Below are 18052 nucleotides of genomic sequence, written 5' to 3' on the forward strand. Positions count from 1 at the left end.
TCGGCGCCTTTTCCTTTGGGCTGATCTGTCGATTGTTCAGGGCAGGGCGTCGAAACCCGCTGAAAATCCGTTCAGTGAAATCGGAATGCCGATGCCTTCTTCCGGCGTCTGGAAGATGATGAAGGTTGCCTGGGCGCCGGACTGAAGCTTGTTCAGGAGATCGTCTTCCAGAATGACTTCCGCGATACAGCCGTTGGGCAGGCAGCGCACGAAGCCGGCGCGTCCGATATCGGCATTGTCGACCCGAAGGCCAAGGCCTGAGGGCAATAGCACACCAAGCGGCGCCAGCACGCGCAGGATGCGGGCCTGCTGATCGGCAGTCTTCAGAATGATCACCGAGAGACCGACATTCTCACGGTCGGCGGCGGTCACGTTCTGAATGAGCGCGCATTGTTCGCCGGTAGCGCCGGGTGGGGTGTCACAGCGCATCTGCCAGTCGCCATGGGCCGAACGCACTTCTCCCTGTGCGAGGGCGGGCAGCTGTGCCTGCGCAAGCGTTCCGAGTGCGATCCCGGCGAGCGCAGCAACTTTGGTCAAGAAAGATCCTGAGCGTCCGGTCAGGCGGGCAGAAATGGACTGCAGCAATTGGGTTGACAAGAAATCCTCCAGTCAATCGATGTCCGGTCCGCCACGGCCGGCCCAAGGGCAAACGGCCTGTTCAGCGAATCATGAATGTGATCCGGGCAGACATTGCCGCATGATGGCGTGCGATTCCAGTCCGGCCCGGCGAAGATCGCCACGTTTAATTGCAATTCTTGTCGAAAATCGGCATGTCCTTGACCCTTGTCAAAAGCCAAAGGCCGGCAGGGGCCTGTGAAAAGTTGGAAATTCCGTTGCAGGTCGGCGTTTCTTGTGGTTTTTGTGCGGCACGAAGGTGTTGGTGGGATGATGCGGCACATCGCCGCTCTGCCCGATGGTCCCCATCGCCCTTTATGTGAGTTTGTGGTTATAGTCCGGCATTCTCATGACCCGGCCAGAAGCCAGGACGCAGCAGATTGAGCTTGCGCAGTCGCGCCAAGCCCGCTACTGCCGCACCGGATTGGCCCGGATCTGAGTCCGGATTTGATGCATTTGCCGCCGAACTGGCGGCTGAGGGAAGGGAGCGCGGACGTGAAGGCAATCTTCAAGCGTCTCATGACTATGGCCGGTGTGGCTGCGACATTTGCAGGAGCGTCCACGGCGGCCCTGGCAGCAGAACCCGGTTTCACTGACTGGCAGCTAGGGTTTCAGGCCTCGACTACTGACGTGATGGATGACATCACGTGGTTCAACAGCTTCACGCTGATCATCATCACCGTCATCACGCTGTTCGTTCTGGCGCTGTTGCTGATCTGCATGACGCGCTTCAGCGCCAAGGCCAACCCGGTTCCGTCCCGGACATCGCACAACACGATGATCGAGATTGTCTGGACGGTCGTGCCGATCCTGATCCTGGTCGTGATTGCAATCCCGTCCTTCCGCCTGCTGTACAAGCAACTCGACATTCCGGAATACGAGATGACCGTCAAGGCCACCGGCTACCAGTGGTACTGGGGTTACGAGTATACCGACGAAGGCATGGGCGATCTCTATTTCGACTCCATCATGGTTGGCAGCTCGACCGATCCCGAGGCTGATCTGGCAGATCGTCAGGCTGTCGCGGAAGCGCGCGGTGTCGGCATCAACGAAGTACCCCGCCTCCTCGCCGTCGACTACGACCTGGTGATCCCGGTTGACACCACCGTCCGCCTGCAGGTGACTTCCGAAGACGTCATCCACGCCTTCGCGATGCCGACCTTCGGCGTCAAGATCGATGCGATCCCGGGCCGCCTCAACGAGACCTGGTTCCACGCTCGCGAGGAAGGCGTCTATTACGGGCAGTGTTCCGAACTGTGCGGCAAGGACCACGCCTTCATGCCGATCGCTGTGCGCGTTGTCTCCAAGGAGCAGTTCCAGACCTGGGCCACGGCCGCACAGGACGACCTGGACACCGCCAACGAGCAACTCTATGCCGCTGTGGCCGCCTCGAAAAAGGTCGCTGCCACCGGTGCACTGGAGCAGATTTCCGTCGCCGCGAAATAACGCGGCGGCGAGCCTGATTGGCGATTGCGCGCGATGACACGCAGCGCCGCTGAAAAAGATTGAAAGAGGGAGCCCCAAATGGCTGCGACCGAAGCACATGCGGCACATGACCATCCCTATGGATGGCGCCGGTGGGTCTATTCGACCAACCACAAAGACATTGGCCTGTTGTATCTCTACTTCGCGATCTTCGCGGGGATCGTTGGCGGCGCGCTCAGCGTTGGCATGCGGATGGAGCTGCAGGAGCCGGGGATGCAAATCTTCGCCAATGCACACATGTTCAACGTGTTCACCACCGCTCACGGTCTGATCATGATCTTCTTCATGGTCATGCCGGCCATGATCGGCGGCTTCGCCAACTACTTCGTGCCGATCATGATCGGTGCGCCGGACATGGCGTTCCCGCGCATGAACAACATCTCGTTCTGGCTGCTGCCGCCGGCATTCCTGCTGCTGCTGCTGTCGCTGTTCGTTGAAGGCCCTCCGGGTGGCTATGGTGTTGGTGGTGGCTGGACTATCTATCCGCCGCTGTCCACCTCCGGTCAGCCAGGCCCGGCAATGGATCTGGCGATCCTGGCGCTGCACGTTGCCGGTGCATCGTCCATCCTGGGTGCGATCAACTTCATCACGACCATCTTCAACATGCGTGCGCCGGGCATGACCCTGCACAAGATGCCGCTGTTCGCCTGGTCCGTTCTGATCACCGCCTTCCTGCTGCTGCTGTCCCTGCCGGTTCTGGCGGGCGCCATCACCATGCTGCTGACCGACCGTAACTTCGGCACGACTTTCTTCACGCCGTCCGGCGGCGGTGACCCGATCCTGTTCCAGCACCTGTTCTGGTTCTTCGGTCACCCGGAAGTGTACATCCTGATCCTGCCGGGCTTCGGCATCATCAGCCACATCATCTCCACCTTTGCCCGCAAGCCGATCTTCGGTTACCTCGGCATGGCCTATGCCATGGTCGCCATTGGCGTCGTCGGCTTCATCGTGTGGGCACACCACATGTACACCGTCGGCATGTCCTCCGAGACGCAGGCCTACTTCGTGGCTGCCACCATGGTGATCGCGGTTCCGACCGGGGTGAAGATCTTCTCCTGGATCGCGACGATGTGGGGCGGATCCATCGAGTTCAAGACCCCGATGGTCTGGGCAATCGGCTTCATCTTCCTGTTCACCGTCGGTGGTGTGACGGGTGTGCAGCTGGCCAACGCCGGTCTCGACCGCGCGTTCCACGACACCTACTACGTCGTGGCTCACTTCCACTACGTGCTGTCGCTGGGCGCCGTGTTCGCGATCTTCGCGGCCTGGTACTACTGGTTCCCGAAAATGTTCGGTTACATGTACAACGAGACCATCGGCAAGGCCCATTTCTGGATCACCTTTGTCGGCGTGAACCTCGTGTTCTTCCCACAGCACTTCCTGGGCCTGAACGGTATGCCGCGCCGCTATGCCGACTACCCGGATGCGCTGGCCGGCTGGAACTACGTGTCTTCGATCGGATCCTACATCTCGGCCTTCGCGGTCCTGGTGTTCCTGTTCGGCATCGTTGAAGCCTTCTCCAAGAAGCGCGCGGTTGGCAACAATCCGTGGGGCGAAGGAGCGACGACCCTGGAGTGGACCCTGTCTTCTCCGCCGCCGTTCCACCAGTTCGAAACGCTGCCGCGCATCAAGTAATGCGTGGCGGGAGGAAATGCCTCCCTTGCTGATTTGCACCGCGCCGGAACCGGCGCGGTGCAGACTTTCAAGAAACTCTGCCGGGCTGTGCACCCGGATGCGGCAAGACCGCAGACAGAAACAAGAATTCGAAGGACGCGCCCATGTCGCTCGTTGAGCGCCAGGACAATTTGAGCCAGGACAGTGCCGTCTGGAACGGCGGAATGGGATCGGTGAGCGACTATGTGGCGCTCCTGAAACCGCGTGTGATGTCCCTGGTGATCTTCACCGCCTTTGTCGGTCTGATGCTGGCACCGGGCACCGTGCATCCCGTCCTGGGCGCGGTCGCGATCCTGTGTATTGCCATCGGTGCCGGTGCGTCCGGTGCGCTCAACATGTGGTACGACGCCGACATAGACGAGATCATGTCGCGTACCCGCAAACGGCCGATCCCGGCCGGCAAGATCACGCCTGACGAAGCGCTGGCCTTCGGCGTGACGCTGTCCATCGGCTCGGTTGTCACCCTGGGCCTTCTGGTCAACTGGTTTGCTGGCGCCTTCCTTGCCTTCACCATCTTCTTCTACGTCATCGTCTACACGATGTGGCTGAAGCGTTCGACACCGCAGAACATCGTGATCGGCGGCGCTGCTGGCGCCTTTCCTCCGATGATCGGCTGGGCGTCCGTGACAGGCACTGTCAGCCTGGAAAGTTTTGTCCTCTTCCTGATCATCTTCATGTGGACGCCACCGCATTTCTGGGCGCTCGCGCTCGTCAAGAATGGCGACTATACGGCTGCCAAGGTTCCGATGCTGCCGGTGGTGGCCGGTGAGACCAGCACCCGGCACCACATTCTCGCCTATTCGGTTCTGCTGGCACCGGTTGGCGTTGCGCCCTACCTGCTGGGTTTTGCGAGCCCCTTTTATGGCGTCGCTTCCACGGTCCTCGGTCTGATCTTCCTCGCACTTGCCGCGGACATCTGGCGCAAGCGTGAGGGCGACGTGGCCAAGGCAGCCTGCTGGCGCCTGTTCAAATTCTCGATCTTCTACCTGTTCATGCTGTTTGCTTTGCTGCTCGGCGAAAGCCTGCTTGCCGGGGTGATTGCATGATGGCGGAAGACGACAAGGGTATTGCTCTGACCGAAGAGCAGAAGAAAAAGCGCAGGTCGCGCTCTGTTGCGATTGCCCTGGCTCTCGCGGCACTCGTCATTCTTTTTTACGTGGTCACCATCATCAAGCTCGGGCCTGAAGTGATGGACCGGGCGCTTTGAGGAAGGATACCGTGACGGAGATGGATACCAGCAAGGATCTTGCCCGCCGCAACCGCAAGCTCGCGGTGACCTGCGTCGGCATTTTTTCCCTGATGATCGGGGCTTCCTACGCCGCTGTGCCGCTCTACGATCTGTTCTGCCGCGTTACCGGATTTGGTGGCACGACCCAGGTGGCCGAAGCTGCCAGCGATGTCGTGATCGACCGCAAGATCACCGTTCGCTTTGACGGCAACGTCAACCACAGCCTGCCGTGGTCCTTCAAGCCGGAGCAGCGGTCCGTGACGCTCAAGATGGGTGAAACCGCGCAGCTGGCCTATGTCGCGACCAATGTCAGTGAGAACACGACGGTCGGAACGTCCACGTTTAACGTGTCGCCGCCAACCGCCGGCGCCTACTTCAACAAGCTGGACTGCTTCTGCTTCACCGAGCAGGCGCTGAAAAGCGGTGAAACCGTCGAAATGCCGGTCGTCTTCTTCGTCGACCCGGAAATGGACAAGGATCCGGAGCTGAAATCAGTGAAGGAAATCACTTTGTCCTACACCTTCTTCCCGGTAGAACAACCGGAACGTCCTGTTGCAGCAAGGGCCGACGCGGCCGAGACTGAAACGAATTTGTAAGCGATTTGCACGGCAACGTGCATGAAATGACTGTCTTTGGGGAGCTTGCCGATGGCTGAGGCACATACCGCTAATCACGACTACCACCTGGTGGATCCAAGTCCGTGGCCGTTCATCGCATCCATTGGTGCGTTCATCATGGCGCTTGGCGCCATCGGCTTCATGAAATACGCCAACGGCACCGAATTCGTGCTGCTCGGCATGAACCTCACCGGCTGGGGCCTGTTTGCCGTCGGCCTGCTGATCGTCCTTTACGTGATGTTCGGCTGGTGGCGTGACACGGTTCGCGAATCGCTTGCCGGTCACCACACGCGCGTTGTCTCCCTGCACCTGCGCTATGGCATGCTGCTGTTCATCGCCTCCGAAGTGATGTTCTTCGTTGCCTGGTTCTGGGCCTATTTCGATGCGTCGCTCTATGCCGGCGAGGCGATCCAGTTTGCCCGCGTCGAGGCAACGGGTGGTCACTGGCCGCCGGATGGCATCGCCACCTTCGATCCCTGGCACCTGCCGCTGCTCAACACCCTGATCCTGCTCTGCTCCGGCACCACCGTCACCTGGGCCCACCACGCTCTGCTGCACGATGACCGCGAAGGCCTGAAATGGGGTCTGACGCTGACCGTCCTGCTCGGCATCCTGTTCTCCTTCGTCCAGGGCTACGAGTATTCGCACGCGGCTTTCGACTTCAGCGGCAACATCTATGGCGCGACCTTCTTCATGGCGACCGGTTTCCACGGCTTCCACGTGATTGTCGGCACGATCTTCCTGGTCGTCTGCCTGGTCCGTGCCATGATGGGCCAGATGACTGTCCAGAAGCATTTCGGCTTTGAAGCCGCTGCCTGGTACTGGCACTTCGTTGACGTTGTCTGGCTGTTCCTGTTCGTCTCGATCTACATCTGGGGCGCAGGCACACCGGCCGCTCACTAAGGACCTGCCCAATCGGCAGATCAACGCCCGGTCCGGACAACGGACCGGGCGTTTTCACTTTTGAAGAAGGGATGTCGCAGGATGGAAGACAAGGCGCATTTCCCGCCGGTCAATCCGGTTACCGCGGGGCTGTCAGGCAAATGCCCTCGCTGTGGTCAGGGGAACCTGTTTGACGGCTTCCTCAGCGTGAAGAAGTCTTGCCTGTCCTGCGGTCTGGATTATTCCTTTGCGGACAGCGGCGACGGTCCGGCCGTCTTCGTGATCATGCTGGTTGGTTTTGTCGTTGTTGGCCTGGTTCTCTTTGTCGAACTTTCCTTCCAGCCGCCCATCTGGCTGCACCTGTTGCTCTGGCTGCCGTTGACGGTTCTGCTGGCGGGCCTCGTCCTGCGTCCTCTCAAGGGACTGATGATTGCGCTGCAGTTCCGCCACCAGGCGGAAGAGGGACGTCTGGACGACGGTTCGGAATGACCCGTTCAGAAAACCAGGACAAGGCGCCCATGCGCAAACTGCTTTTTCCGACACTCGCGACTGCCGTGGCGCTCGCCATCCTGTTCAATCTGGGTTTCTGGCAGCTGGACCGGCTGGCCTGGAAGGAAAAGCTCATCGAACAGGTGGAAGCCGGGGTGTCGGCGGCCCCTGTGGACGCCCCAGGTCCCGTGGCCTGGTCTGGCATGGCTCTGGAAGACGATTATCGGCACGTCGCGCTGAGCGGCCGCTTTCTCGACGGGGCCGTCTATTATTACACGGCCCTCAACAAGCCGGTCGGAGCCATCGGTGGTCCGGGACGGCTGGTCTACGCACCTTTCGAGACGGAGGACGGCTGGGTTGTCCTGATCAACCGCGGGTTCATTCCGCAGGATCTCGATCCGGCAGCGGGTCAACGGCTTGCAAAGTCACCAGTCGGCACATTGCGTCTTACGGGCCTGCTGCGCCTGAGCGAAAAACCAAACTGGACGACGCCGGCACCGAGTGAGGGGCTCTGGTTTGCGCGCGACACGCAGGCCATGGGCGAGGTCCTAGATATCGCACCGGAAAAGCTTGCCCCCTACAGCGTCGATCTAGATGTCGAATTCACGCCGGCGTCAGGCCTCCCGCAGGCCGGAGAGACCATTGTCCAGTTCAAGAACGACCATCTGGGATACGCCCTGACCTGGTTCGGTCTGGCTGCAACGCTGATCGGCGTCTACCTGACCTACTCCGCAAGCGTTTTGTGGCCACGTCGGCGTGCGCAATAGACCGAGTGGGCCAGGCCTATCTCGGATCGATGCCGGGCGCTCTTGCTGTCGTTTCCGACATGAAAAAGGGCCCCTGAGGGCCCTTCCAATAGGAGGCTGGCCAAAGCGTCTTAGCCGAGTGCTTCCAGGATTGCGGCGGCGCCGGTCTTGGTGGCTTCGCCCGGGCTTTCTTCCACGGCAAGGAACGTGACTTCGCCGTCCTTGGCAATCAGGGCGAACCGCTGTGACCGCAGGTGACCGAAGATCGGTGCCGGCCCGAGGCCAAGCCCGGCCGCGTCAACGAAACCGGCAGCGGTGTCGGACAGGAAAGTCACGCTGTCGCCGGCATTCGAGGCCTTTTTCCAGGCGTCCATGACAAAGACGTCATTGACCGAGACCACGGCGATCTCGTCAACGCCCTTGCCCTTGAGGGTTTCGGCATGTTCGACAAAGCCGGGCAGGTGGTTCATGTGGCAGGTCGGGGTGAACGCACCCGGAACGCCGAACAGAACCACGGTCTTGCCGGCCGTCAGGTCGCCGGTCTTGAGTTCGCCGGGCCCGTCGCCGGTCATGATATTGAAAGTGGCCTCCGGAAGGCGGTCCCCAACCTTAAGTGTCATAGCAACAGTCCCTTGTCTGACCGGCTGCGCGAGAATGGCAGCCCGCAGCACAGATAGGGCGTTTGCCCGGGCGCGTCGAGAGAGTGAGCGGCAATTTCTGCGCGTGAAAGGAGAGTGAGGCCGGTCAGCGAACCCAGTCCGGGTGGATGGGGACAAGATGTTCCACCGCTTGATCGCCGGCTGTCAGGACGAGCCTGAGGGTCTGATCCTCCGGTGTGGTGGCAAGCCCCTTGGTGGAGAGCGTCCAGACCGACGTGCCACTGGCGTTTTCGGCCGGTTTGGGCAGACCGATAAAGGATCCTTCCGGCCCGGCCGCGAAGAGATCGGGGCCAGCAATGTCGCCGGTTTCGGCCTCGATGCGAAGCGAGCCGGACGGGTCCAGGGCGACCGAAGTTACCTGCAGCTGCTCGTGTCCAGCTGAGCCCTGAGGGGCGGGGACAGCGTCCAGGTCCCGCTCGATCAGGCGTTCCGCCAGGGCGTCCTGTTCGCTTTGCGGACCAAGTTCGAGTGTCATGGTCGCATCGCCAGGGACGCAGATATCGCTGCAGACACCGAAGAACAGGTCGATGGACACGGAGACGGGCCGGTCCACATCTTCCGCTTCGATCCGAAGCGGCAGAACGATGCCGTCGTGATAGACGATCGATTCCGAAAAACCGTCGCTGTAGCGCTCGGGAGCCGGGTAGAGCACCTCCACGGCCTTCAGATTGGAACTGCCATGAAACGAGATTTGCGGCGGAATACCGGATTCGCCGGGGTGGCGCCAATAGGTGTGCCAGCCCGGCTCCAGCAGAAACTCCAGCCCGGCGAGATAACGGCCACCCTCCGATGGACCGGCGGCGATCAGGCGGACGGCGCCCCCCTTCACTTCGGTCCAGTCGGTCATGGCAGCCTGAGCGGCGGCTGGCAGGAAGCTCACAAACGCAACGAAGATGGCGGTCAGTCTTTTCATGTCATCTTGCTACACGAGTTTCAGGCAAGCGTCATCGGTCAAGAAGGTTCTGGAGGGTCATAACCTTGTGACGGCGATGTGAAGACGAAAGGCCGCTTGTCCCCAAAGAGCCGTTAACAAAGCCCGGCAATGGAGTTATGCTTGATGGCAGGCAGAGGGCGCCAACCAAGTACGAGGTACGCATGGCAGGAACCGAAGCAACAGACACCCTTGAGGGACAGTTTCTGATTGCGATGCCGAGCATGGCAGACAGCCGGTTCGAACATTCCGTGATTTACATGTGTTCGCATTCCGAGCAGGGCGCGATGGGCCTGGTGGTCAACCAGGTGGCGCGACATCTCTCCCTGGAAGAGCTGCTCATTCAACTGGATATCGTCAACGACGAGAGTGCCATTCGCCTTCCGCCGCAAATTCGCGACATGAATGTCCACAAGGGCGGACCTGTCGAGGTCGAACGCGGCTTTGTGCTGCACAGCGACGACTTCATGCTCAACCAGTCCACGCTGAGTATCGACAACGGCATCTGCCTGACGGCAACCCTGGAAATCCTGCGTGCTCTGGCACAGGGGGATGGCCCGGCCCAGGCCATGCTTGCGCTTGGTTATGCCGGCTGGGGGCCTGGACAACTGGAAACCGAGATCCAGTCCAACGGCTGGCTGACGGCGCCCGCTGACCCGGACATTCTGTTTGACACCGATTCAGGTTCCAAGTGGCACCGGGCGCTCGGATCGCTCGGCATCGACCCGGCCATGCTGTTCTCGGACGCGGGCCACGCCTAGGACCAGACGCGGCAGCGCTTTCCTGTTCCCATACGGTCATCATTTTAGCCAAAAGCGACTTGCGCTTGAATGTTATGGCGCGTAAGTCGCATGAATGGCATGTATTGTTTCAAATCTGCCGGGTTTCAAGTAGTCTGAAGGTCTGGCCGACAGGCAGGGGGCGGCAAGCGTCCCGCAACGAACAAACAAAGGGAAGTTGCGCGGTGAAATACAGCAGCACGCGGGGAGAAGCCCCGGTTCTGGAATTTTCGGATGTCCTGCTACAGGGACTTGCGCGCGACGGTGGTCTCTATCTTCCTGAAACCTGGCCGCAATTCGACGCTGACACGATCGCTTCCTTTGCCGGCAAGTCCTACCAGGACGTTGCCCTGGAAGTCATCCGCCCGTTTGTCGGTGACGCGATTGCCGAAGATGTGCTGAAAGGCATGATCGACGAAGCCTATGCCGGCTTCCGTCATCCGGCCGTGACGCCGCTGGTTCAGACCGGCGCGAACACATTCATCCTCGAACTGTTTCACGGCCCGACGCTGGCGTTCAAGGACGTTGCCATGCAGCTGCTTGGCCGCATGATGGACCATGTCCTGAGCGAGCGCGGGCTGCGCGCGACCATTGTCGGCGCGACGTCCGGCGATACGGGTGGCGCGGCTATTGAAGCCTTCCGCGGCCGCGAGCGGAGCGACATCTTCATCCTGTTTCCGGACGGGCGTGTTTCCAATGTCCAGCGGCGTCAGATGACGACACCGACGGAAGACAATGTTCATGCGCTGGCCCTGACCGGCAACTTCGACGATTGTCAGGCCATCGTCAAAGGCATGTTCAACCATTTCTCCTTCCGTGACCGGGTGGCGCTCTCCGGGGTCAACTCGATCAACTGGGCGCGGATCCTGGCACAGATCGTCTATTACTTCGTGGCTGGTGCAGCGCTCGGCGCGCCGCATCGGAAAATCTCCTTCACGGTGCCGACCGGAAACTTTGGCGACATCTTTGCCGGCTATGCCGCCATGCAGATGGGGCTGCCGGTCGAAAAGCTCGTTGTTGCGACCAATGTCAATGACATCCTGGCGCGCACGCTGGAGACCGGTCGCTACGAGAAGAAGGGCGTTAAGCCCACGATTTCCCCGTCCATGGACATCCAGGTGTCTTCCAATTTCGAACGGCTCCTGTCTGAAGTCTGTGGCCGTGACGGGGAGTCAATCCGGCGCATGATGAACCAGCTGAACCAGTCGGGCAGCTTTGCCATCGACGCCGAACCGCTTGAAGCCATGCGGGCGGTCTTTGGAGCCGGCCGCTGCGACGAGGACGAGACGACGGCAACCATTGCCGAGACCTGGCGCGAGGCAGGCTACCTCTTGGATCCGCACACGGCGATCGGGGTGCATGTCGCCAAGGCTCATGACGACGGATCGGCGCCGATGGTGGTGCTCGGAACGGCGCATCCGGCGAAATTCCCGGATGCCGTGGAAAAAGCCGCCGGGATGCGGCCGGAACTGCCTGAAAACTTGAAAGACATGATGACTGCGGAGGAGCGTCAGCAGGTATTGGCTGCCGAGCAGGGTGTGGTGGAACATTTCATCGAAGAACACGCCCGGGCCGTCACCGCTGGGGTGTAACTATATGAATGTAAAAACAACGGTCCTGGAAAACGGGATGACGGTCGTGACCGACCAGATGCCCTATCTGAAAACGGCGGCGCTTGGCGTCTGGGTGCGCACAGGGTCGCGCGCGGAGACCGTCGACCAGAACGGCATCACCCATCTTCTGGAACACATGGCTTTCAAGGGTACGAAGACCCGGACAGCGCGTGGCATTGCGGAAGAGATCGAAGCTGTCGGAGGGGAACTCAACGCGTCCACCAGCATCGAACATACCAACTATTATGCCCGCATTCTGGCCGAAGACGCGCCGCTTGCCGTCGATATCCTGGCCGATATCCTGCAGAACTCGACCTTTGACGCACAGGAACTGACCCGGGAACAGCACGTGATCCTTCAGGAGATCGGAGCTGCCAACGATTCCCCGGAAGATCAGGCGTTTGACCTCTTTCAGGAAACCGCGTGGCCGGATCAGGCCATCGGCCGGCCGATCCTGGGCACGCCGGAGACGGTCCAGGGCTTCAACCGGGATGCGCTGAACACCTATCTTGGCGAACGGTACCGGGCGCCCGACATGGTTCTGGCTGCGGCAGGCGCAGTCGATCATGACGATCTCGTTGCGCTGGCGCGCGAGAAATTCGGCGGGTTCAGCGGTGAGCAGGCGGCGACGGAAGCGGCGGCCAACTATTGCGGCGGCGAGACGCTTCGGCCGAAGGAACTGATGGAAGCCCAGGTGCTGATCGGTTTCGAAGGTCGGCCTTACAAGTCCCAGGACTATTATGCGATCCAGATCCTTGCCTCCGTGCTGGGCGGTGGCATGTCGTCCAGGCTGTTCCAGGAAATCCGGGAAAAGCACGGTCTGTGTTATGCGATCTACAGCTTCCACTGGGCATTTTCCGACACGGGTCTTTTCGGTCTGCACGCGGCCACCAGCCAGGAAGATCTTGGCGCGCTGATGCCGATGATCGTCGGCGAGCTGATCTCGGCGACGCAAACGATCACGGATGAAGAGGTCGCCCGTTCGCGCGCCCAGATCCGTGCTGGCCTGATGATGGCACTTGAGAGCCCGGCCGCCCGGGCCGGTCAGATCGCCCGTCAGATCCTTGTTCATGGCCGGGTGCTTGATCCGGACGAGATTTCCAGCAAGATCGAAGCCGTCACCGCGGCGGATCTGCGTCGGGTCGCTCAGGAAACATTTGTGGGAACCGAGCCGACCCTGACTGCGATCGGCCCGGTTGAGGGTATCATGACCAGAAGCGAACTCGCGGACCGCCTGCAGCAAGGCCCAGTTCTGCGGGCAGCATCCATGTAAGATCCGTGCGCGTCGCAACGGATCCTTGAAAAGGCGGAGAGCGGGGGCATGGCGCTGCTACGTCCGGGAGCATCACCAGATGCCGAATTGCTGATCGAGGCGGGCGGATATTATCTGCGCCCGCCGATCATGTATGACTTCAAGCCCTGGGCCGCTCTGCGCGAGGAAAGCCGGACATTTCTCAAACCCTGGGAGCCGCTTTGGCCCTCCGACGATCTGACCAAGACCGGGTTTCGCCGGCGATTGCGCCGGTATGCCAGGGACCGGAAGGAAGGTCGGAGCCTGTCGTTCCTGCTGTTCCGGGCGAAGACGGATGAAATACTTGGCGGGCTGACCCTCAGCAACATCCGCCGTGGTGTCAGCCAGACTGCGACACTTGGCTACTGGATGGGCGAGCGTCATTCGGGAAAAGGGCACATGTCGGCGGCCGTCGCCATGATCCTGCCGTTTTGTTTCGACGTTTTGAACCTTCACCGCATCGAGGCGGCCTGTTTGCCGACAAACATGCCGTCCATCCGTCTCCTCGAAAATGCCGGGTTTCAGCGGGAAGGCTATGCGCGCAACTATCTGTTGATTAACGGGTCCTGGCAGGATCACCTGCTGTTTGCCTGTTTGGCGGAAGACCATGCGTCGCGGCCCGCAAAAGTCGCTCCGAGCGTCGAGGGAATCTTGAAAGAATTCTTGTGACATGCGCCACAACCCGGTAGTTCTTCGCCTCATGTCATTTCTGAGACCGGATACTGCCCGCAACGTGCTGGCCAACATCGTTATTGCCATGTCGTTTATGGTGGTGACGCTGGCCGCGGCACTGCCCGCCAGGGCACTTGAACCGATCCCCGTGCCGATCGATATCGAGGCGCTCGATATCACCAATTCCGTTGAGTTTCACCGGGATGCCGGCACGCGTCTTCAGGTCTCCACAGCCCCCGGTGCGGATGGCATCGTCCGCCGCATCGAGGTGCCCTCGCGCGATGGCGCCAATACCAACTGGGTGGTCTTTGCGCTGGCCAACACCAGCGACAACCAGATCGACCGCCTGATCGTTGCCCCCAATTACAAGCTGGCCGGCTCGGATCTGTTCTGGCCAGACCTCGGCTCTTCCCGCATCGCGGCAATCACGCCCAGCCAGGGCATCGCGCCCGAACGGCAAAAGAGCCTGGAAGCCGACGTCTTCCTGGTGACGCTCGATCCGGGATCGATTGTGACTTTCGTGGCCGAGCTGACGACACCCAATCTGCCGGAAATCCGGATCTGGGAACCGGATGTCTACGAGGAAACGGTCAACGCCTATACGCTTTACCGGGGCATCATCCTGGGCATCTCCGGCCTCTTGGCGCTGTTCCTGACCATCCTGTTCGTGGTCAAGGGAACGGTGATGTTTCCCGCGACCGCAGCTCTTGCCTGGTCGGTCCTGGCCTATCTGTGCATCGATTTCGGCTTCTGGGGCATGGTCTTCAATCTGGAAGGCGGCGGCAGTCAGCTGGCAAGGGCCTGCGCCGAGGTCATGCTGGCGGCGAGCTTGATCATCTTCCTCTATGCCTATCTGAACCTCAATCGCTGGAACATCCACTATTCCCATCTGGCGCTGACCACGCTGATCCTGATCCTGGGTCTTCTCGGGGTCGCTGTCTGGGATCCGTCGGTTGCCTCCGGCATTGCCCGTTTGTCGCTTGCCGTCATCGGGCTGCTCGGTTTCGTCACCATCGCCGTCCTGGCCTTCCAGCACTATGACCGCGCGATCCTTCTGATCCCGACCTGGTGTCTCCTGATCGCCTGGCTGGTGGGCGCGGCGATGACAATTACCGGTTATCTCTCCAACGACATCGTCCAGCCGGCGCTTGGCGGCGGTCTCGTTCTGATCGTGCTGCTGATCGGCTTCACGGTGATGCAGCACGCCTTTGCTGGCGGCGCGATCGCACAAGGCCTGATCTCCGACATCGAACGCAAGGCGCTGGCGCTGACTGGGGCCGGTGACATCATCTGGGACTGGGACATCGACCGCGACCGCATCTACACCGGCAATGAAGTCGAGGATCTCCTGAACCTGAAACGCGGCACGCTCGAAGGACCGGCACGCGACTGGCTCGACATCCTGCACCCGCAGGACAGGGACCGGTTCCGGGCGACGCTCGATGCCGTGATCGACCAGCGGCGCGGCAAGGTCATGCAGACGTTCCGCCTGCGCTCCGAAGACGGGCATTTCCGCTGGTTCCGCCTGCGTGCCCGGCCGATCATCGGCTCCGATGGCGAAGTGATCCGCTGCGTCGGCACGCTGCTCGACGTGACCGAGGAGCGCACCGCCGAAGAACGCCTGCTGCATGATGCCGTCCACGACAATCTGACCGGCCTGCCGAACCGGGAACTGTTCGTCGACCGGCTGCGCACCAGCGTGGTGCGCGCCAAGGCGGAAGAGACGGCCAAGCCGACGATCCTGGTGCTCAATCTCGACCGGTTCAAACAGGTCAATGACAGCATCGGCCTGTCGGCTGGCGACAGTATTCTGCTCACCGTTGCCCGGCGTCTCGGCCGCCTGATCGGCCAGCAGGACACGCTTGGCCGCCTGTCGGGCGACCAATATGGCCTTGTGCTTCTGTCTGAACAGGAACCGGACCGGATCGTTGCGCTGGCGGATGCCCTGCGCAAGGCCGTCAGGGCCCCGATCACTTTCGGCGACCGCGAGATCTTCCTGACCTGCTCCGTCGGCATTGCCTTTTACGAAGGCGGCAAGCAGGGCGTGGAGGACATGCTCACCAATGCCGAGATCGCACTGAACCATGCCAAGCGCCTCGGCGGGGACCGCCAGGAAGTGTTCCGGCCGATCCTGCGCCCGCTCGACAAGAACATCGTCGACCTGGAAGCCGACCTGCGCGAGGCGATCAAGAAGGAAACGCTTGGCGTTTTCTTCCAGCCGATCATTCGTCTGGAAGACCAGGCGGTTGCCGGGTTCGAGGTTCTGGCCCGCTGGAACCACCCGAAACGCGGGAAGATTTCCCCCTCGGAATTCATTCCCGTCGCGGAACAGTCCGGCCTGATCAACGAGCTCGGCATGTACATGCTCGATAAGGGCGCGCAGCAGCTGGCCTTCTGGCAGCGTGAATTCCCGCTGCCGCGGCCGCTTTTTGCCTCGGTCAACCTGTCGTCCCGTCAGCTCCTGAAACAGGACCTGATCAATGATGTGAAGGCGGTTCTGTCCCGCACATCGGTGGTGCCGGGCACGCTGAAGCTGGAACTGACCGAATCTCTGGTCATGTCCAATCCGGAATATTCCGCCAAGGTGCTGGAACGCCTGCGCGGCCTTGGGGCAGGCCTGTCGCTGGATGATTTCGGCACAGGTCATTCGTCGCTGTCCTATCTGCAGCGTTTCCCGTTCGACACGATCAAGATCGACCAGTCCTTTGTGAAGCCGAACAGTTCGTCCGCGCGGCCTGTCCTTTTGAGAACCATGGTGGCCATGGGGCACGATCTCGGCATGTCGGTGGTGGCGGAAGGCGCGGAGAGCGAAAACGACGCGCTGGAGCTCTACCAGCTCGGCTGCGAATACGCGCAGGGCTTCTTCTTCGGCGAGGCCATGTCCGCCAACGAGGCCACAAGGCTCCTGCGCAAGATGCCGGCAGAGGCGGCGGAAACGGCTTGAGTTAGAGAGCGGTGCTCTCTAGAGCACTTCCCGCTCAGATTGGCTCATTCTGTTTGAAGTCTGGCGAGACGATCCGCGCGGAGGGACGTGCAGTCCATAGCGGGGCTATGGGCAAGCGGCCCGACAAAGCAGGTGTCCGCCAGACACAAACCCAAAGGGCCGGGCCGGTTTGGCCCAATGCCAGCGGAAGTTGCCTCGAGCGTGCGGCCAGCACGATCTTCGCCAACGTCCTTGACCTTGAACCAATCCAGCCTCGGCAGAATGAACCAATCTGACCGGGAAGTGCTCTGGTAGTCCAGAGAGCCAGCGTATCTGCCGACAAGGACCACCTCTTATGCGTCATCCCATGGCTTGACCATGGGATCCATGCCGTTTCCCTTTCAATCGCTTGGGCATTGCTGGGGCAAGGCAACGGCATGGATTGCAGGGGCAAGCCCTGCAATGACGAGGAGAGCGGATGCAGTCGAGATTACGAATTTCTTGCAACTGGCTGCCCCTCAGGGCACCAGGATCGGCACTGTCTTGTCCGTCTGCCGGATCTCAAGCGGCGTGGCGCCGAAGGGGTCGCCGTCGACCTGGGCGGCCACATGATCTTTTGCCGAAATGCGCGCGCGCTGGAATGGCGTGACGGACGCACCGCGCGCCTTGTGGATCCGTCCGAGCAGAAGGGCAATGCCGTAACAGAAGGACGACCACGGATCGTCTCTTTCCAGGACCAGCATGTGCAAACCGGGATCCGTGGCGCCGCCCGGACAGATGACAAATGGTCCGCCATAGTGGCGCGCATTGCTGGCAACGGCGAATTTCCCTGCCAGGCAGGCACCGTCCAGCTCGATCTTGAGCTCGGCACTCTTGCGGCGGAGACCGGTCTTGAGCGCGGTGATGACATAGGCAAGCTTGCCGAAGCGCCGTTTCAGGGTCAGCGGCACGGCATGCACGACCTCGGCATCAAAGCCGGTTGAGGCCATCAGCACGAAGGGGCGCCCGTTGGCCAGGCCGAAATGAAGCGGCCGGGTCTTGCCCTGAAAGATCAACTCGGCGATCGCTCTTGGATTGCGCGGCAGGCCCAGTTCCAGAGCCAGCACATTGGCAGTCCCGAAGGGGATGACGGCCAGCTGCGGCGGATCGGGGTGATCCTGAAAACCGGTCAGTGCTTCGTTGATCGAGCCGTCGCCGCCCGCGATGACAAGGGTCCGCACGCACAGGTCCGGATCGGAGCACAGTTCGCCGATCTCGCCTGCATGCCGCGTCAGCCGGATTTCCGTTTTGCAGCCAAGATCTTCCAGACGTTTTCGGACATCGTCCAGAAACTCGGCGTTGTAGCCGCCCGACGTGGGGTTCGCCATGATCAGCACCTTGCCCGCAAGATCGGGCATGATCATGCGCGGTGAAGCCGGACCGGAACGCCAGAAAAGTCTCACTCAGTT

The 18052-nt window shown here is 61.0% G+C and carries 17 protein-coding genes; 13 read left to right on the forward strand and 4 right to left on the reverse strand.

Features of this window, described 5'->3' with window-relative positions:
• Positions 1-36: 36 nt before the first annotated feature.
• Complete coding sequence (locus CHH27_RS25605; RefSeq protein WP_094075009.1) at positions 37-537, reverse strand: invasion associated locus B family protein; 501 nt, start codon at positions 535-537, stop codon at positions 37-39.
• 597 nt (positions 538-1134) lie between these two features.
• Between CHH27_RS25605 and coxB the strand changes: the two genes are divergently transcribed.
• From coxB to CHH27_RS25640, 8 genes are all read left to right on the forward strand, one after another.
• A complete protein-coding gene (coxB, locus tag CHH27_RS25610) occupies positions 1135-2061 on the forward strand; it encodes a cytochrome c oxidase subunit II (protein WP_094075010.1) in 927 nt (308 codons plus the stop codon).
• 78 nt (positions 2062-2139) lie between these two features.
• A complete protein-coding gene (gene ctaD / locus CHH27_RS25615) occupies positions 2140-3735 on the forward strand; it encodes a cytochrome c oxidase subunit I (protein WP_094074117.1) in 1596 nt (531 codons plus the stop codon).
• Positions 3736-3878: 143 nt separating this feature from the next.
• Complete coding sequence (locus CHH27_RS25620; RefSeq protein ID WP_094074118.1) at positions 3879-4820, forward strand: heme o synthase; 942 nt, start codon at positions 3879-3881, stop codon at positions 4818-4820.
• Entirely contained in the window at positions 4817-4981 is a 165-nt protein-coding gene (locus CHH27_RS27820; RefSeq protein ID WP_157739107.1) for a hypothetical protein, read from the forward strand. Before CHH27_RS25620 ends, CHH27_RS27820 begins: the two co-directional genes overlap by 4 nt.
• 20 nt (positions 4982-5001) lie before the next feature.
• A complete protein-coding gene (locus tag CHH27_RS25625; protein ID WP_094074119.1) occupies positions 5002-5598 on the forward strand; it encodes a cytochrome c oxidase assembly protein in 597 nt (198 codons plus the stop codon).
• 51 nt (positions 5599-5649) lie between these two features.
• Complete coding sequence (locus CHH27_RS25630; RefSeq protein ID WP_094074120.1) at positions 5650-6522, forward strand: cytochrome c oxidase subunit 3; 873 nt, start codon at positions 5650-5652, stop codon at positions 6520-6522.
• Between the two features lie 81 nt (positions 6523-6603).
• On the forward strand, positions 6604-6990 hold the full coding sequence (locus CHH27_RS25635; protein WP_094074121.1) for a DUF983 domain-containing protein: 387 nt from the start codon (positions 6604-6606) through the stop codon (positions 6988-6990).
• Positions 6987-7757 (forward strand): SURF1 family protein, encoded by a 771-nt coding sequence (locus CHH27_RS25640; RefSeq protein ID WP_208988375.1) that lies wholly within the window; start codon positions 6987-6989, stop codon positions 7755-7757. The genes CHH27_RS25635 and CHH27_RS25640 overlap by 4 nt, the downstream gene beginning before the upstream one ends.
• A gap of 110 nt (positions 7758-7867) precedes the next feature.
• On the opposite strand, the gene CHH27_RS25645 is transcribed toward CHH27_RS25640, so the two are convergent.
• Positions 7868-8356: a peroxiredoxin gene (locus CHH27_RS25645; RefSeq protein WP_094074122.1), complete on the reverse strand. Its 489-nt coding sequence runs from the start codon at positions 8354-8356 to the stop codon at positions 7868-7870.
• A 124-nt stretch (positions 8357-8480) separates the two neighbouring features.
• Entirely contained in the window at positions 8481-9308 is an 828-nt protein-coding gene (locus CHH27_RS25650) for a protein-disulfide reductase DsbD domain-containing protein (protein ID WP_094074123.1), read from the reverse strand.
• Between the two features lie 182 nt (positions 9309-9490).
• Here CHH27_RS25650 and CHH27_RS25655 point away from each other — a divergent pair, with 182 nt between their 5' ends.
• The 5 genes from CHH27_RS25655 (at position 9491) to CHH27_RS25675 (ending at position 16625) form a co-directional block, all read left to right on the forward strand.
• Positions 9491-10087, forward strand: a complete 597-nt coding sequence (locus CHH27_RS25655) for a YqgE/AlgH family protein (RefSeq protein WP_094074124.1) — start codon at positions 9491-9493, stop codon at positions 10085-10087.
• A 203-nt stretch (positions 10088-10290) separates the two neighbouring features.
• The gene (gene thrC / locus CHH27_RS25660; protein ID WP_094074125.1) at positions 10291-11697 is read left to right on the forward strand and encodes a threonine synthase; all 1407 of its coding nucleotides are present in this window, start codon (positions 10291-10293) and stop codon (positions 11695-11697) included.
• 4 nt (positions 11698-11701) lie between these two features.
• Positions 11702-12991, forward strand: coding sequence for a pitrilysin family protein (locus CHH27_RS25665; protein WP_094074126.1), 1290 nt, complete (start codon positions 11702-11704; stop codon positions 12989-12991).
• Positions 12992-13039: 48 nt separating this feature from the next.
• Positions 13040-13678 carry a GNAT family N-acetyltransferase gene (locus CHH27_RS25670; RefSeq protein ID WP_094074127.1) on the forward strand — a complete coding sequence of 213 codons (639 nt, stop codon included), beginning with the start codon at positions 13040-13042 and terminating at the stop codon, positions 13676-13678.
• A gap of 31 nt (positions 13679-13709) precedes the next feature.
• A complete protein-coding gene (locus CHH27_RS25675) occupies positions 13710-16625 on the forward strand; it encodes an EAL domain-containing protein (RefSeq protein ID WP_094075012.1) in 2916 nt (971 codons plus the stop codon).
• Between the two features lie 497 nt (positions 16626-17122).
• Here the strand turns inward: CHH27_RS25675 and CHH27_RS25680 are convergent, their stop codons facing one another.
• Positions 17123-18046 (reverse strand): diacylglycerol kinase family protein, encoded by a 924-nt coding sequence (locus tag CHH27_RS25680; protein ID WP_208988376.1) that lies wholly within the window; start codon positions 18044-18046, stop codon positions 17123-17125.
• Positions 18047-18052: the final 6 nt, after the last annotated feature.

The sequence above is a fragment of the Labrenzia sp. VG12 genome (assembly GCF_002237595.1).
In the GTDB taxonomy this organism is placed as follows: Bacteria; Pseudomonadota; Alphaproteobacteria; order Rhizobiales; family Stappiaceae; genus Roseibium.

Bases quoted from the DNA above. Each gene is read 5' to 3' on its own strand.
- CHH27_RS25630 (WP_094074120.1), top strand. From the start codon at position 5,650: ATGGCTGAGGCACATACCGCTAATCACGACTACCACCTGGTGGATCCA.
- CHH27_RS25655 (WP_094074124.1), top strand. From the start codon at position 9,491: ATGGCAGGAACCGAAGCAACAGACACCCTTGAGGGACAGTTTCTGATT.
- CHH27_RS25670 (WP_094074127.1), top strand. From the start codon at position 13,040: ATGGCGCTGCTACGTCCGGGAGCATCACCAGATGCCGAATTGCTGATC.
- CHH27_RS25645 (WP_094074122.1), bottom strand. From the start codon at position 8,356: ATGACACTTAAGGTTGGGGACCGCCTTCCGGAGGCCACTTTCAATATC.
- CHH27_RS25635 (WP_094074121.1), top strand. From the start codon at position 6,604: ATGGAAGACAAGGCGCATTTCCCGCCGGTCAATCCGGTTACCGCGGGG.
- CHH27_RS25675 (WP_094075012.1), top strand. From the start codon at position 13,710: ATGTCATTTCTGAGACCGGATACTGCCCGCAACGTGCTGGCCAACATC.
- CHH27_RS25665 (WP_094074126.1), top strand. From the start codon at position 11,702: ATGAATGTAAAAACAACGGTCCTGGAAAACGGGATGACGGTCGTGACC.
- coxB (WP_094075010.1), top strand. From the start codon at position 1,135: ATGACTATGGCCGGTGTGGCTGCGACATTTGCAGGAGCGTCCACGGCG.
- ctaD (WP_094074117.1), top strand. From the start codon at position 2,140: ATGGCTGCGACCGAAGCACATGCGGCACATGACCATCCCTATGGATGG.
- CHH27_RS25640 (WP_208988375.1), top strand. From the start codon at position 6,987: ATGACCCGTTCAGAAAACCAGGACAAGGCGCCCATGCGCAAACTGCTT.
- CHH27_RS25650 (WP_094074123.1), bottom strand. From the start codon at position 9,308: ATGAAAAGACTGACCGCCATCTTCGTTGCGTTTGTGAGCTTCCTGCCA.
- CHH27_RS27820 (WP_157739107.1), top strand. From the start codon at position 4,817: ATGATGGCGGAAGACGACAAGGGTATTGCTCTGACCGAAGAGCAGAAG.
- CHH27_RS25620 (WP_094074118.1), top strand. From the start codon at position 3,879: ATGTCGCTCGTTGAGCGCCAGGACAATTTGAGCCAGGACAGTGCCGTC.
- CHH27_RS25625 (WP_094074119.1), top strand. From the start codon at position 5,002: ATGGATACCAGCAAGGATCTTGCCCGCCGCAACCGCAAGCTCGCGGTG.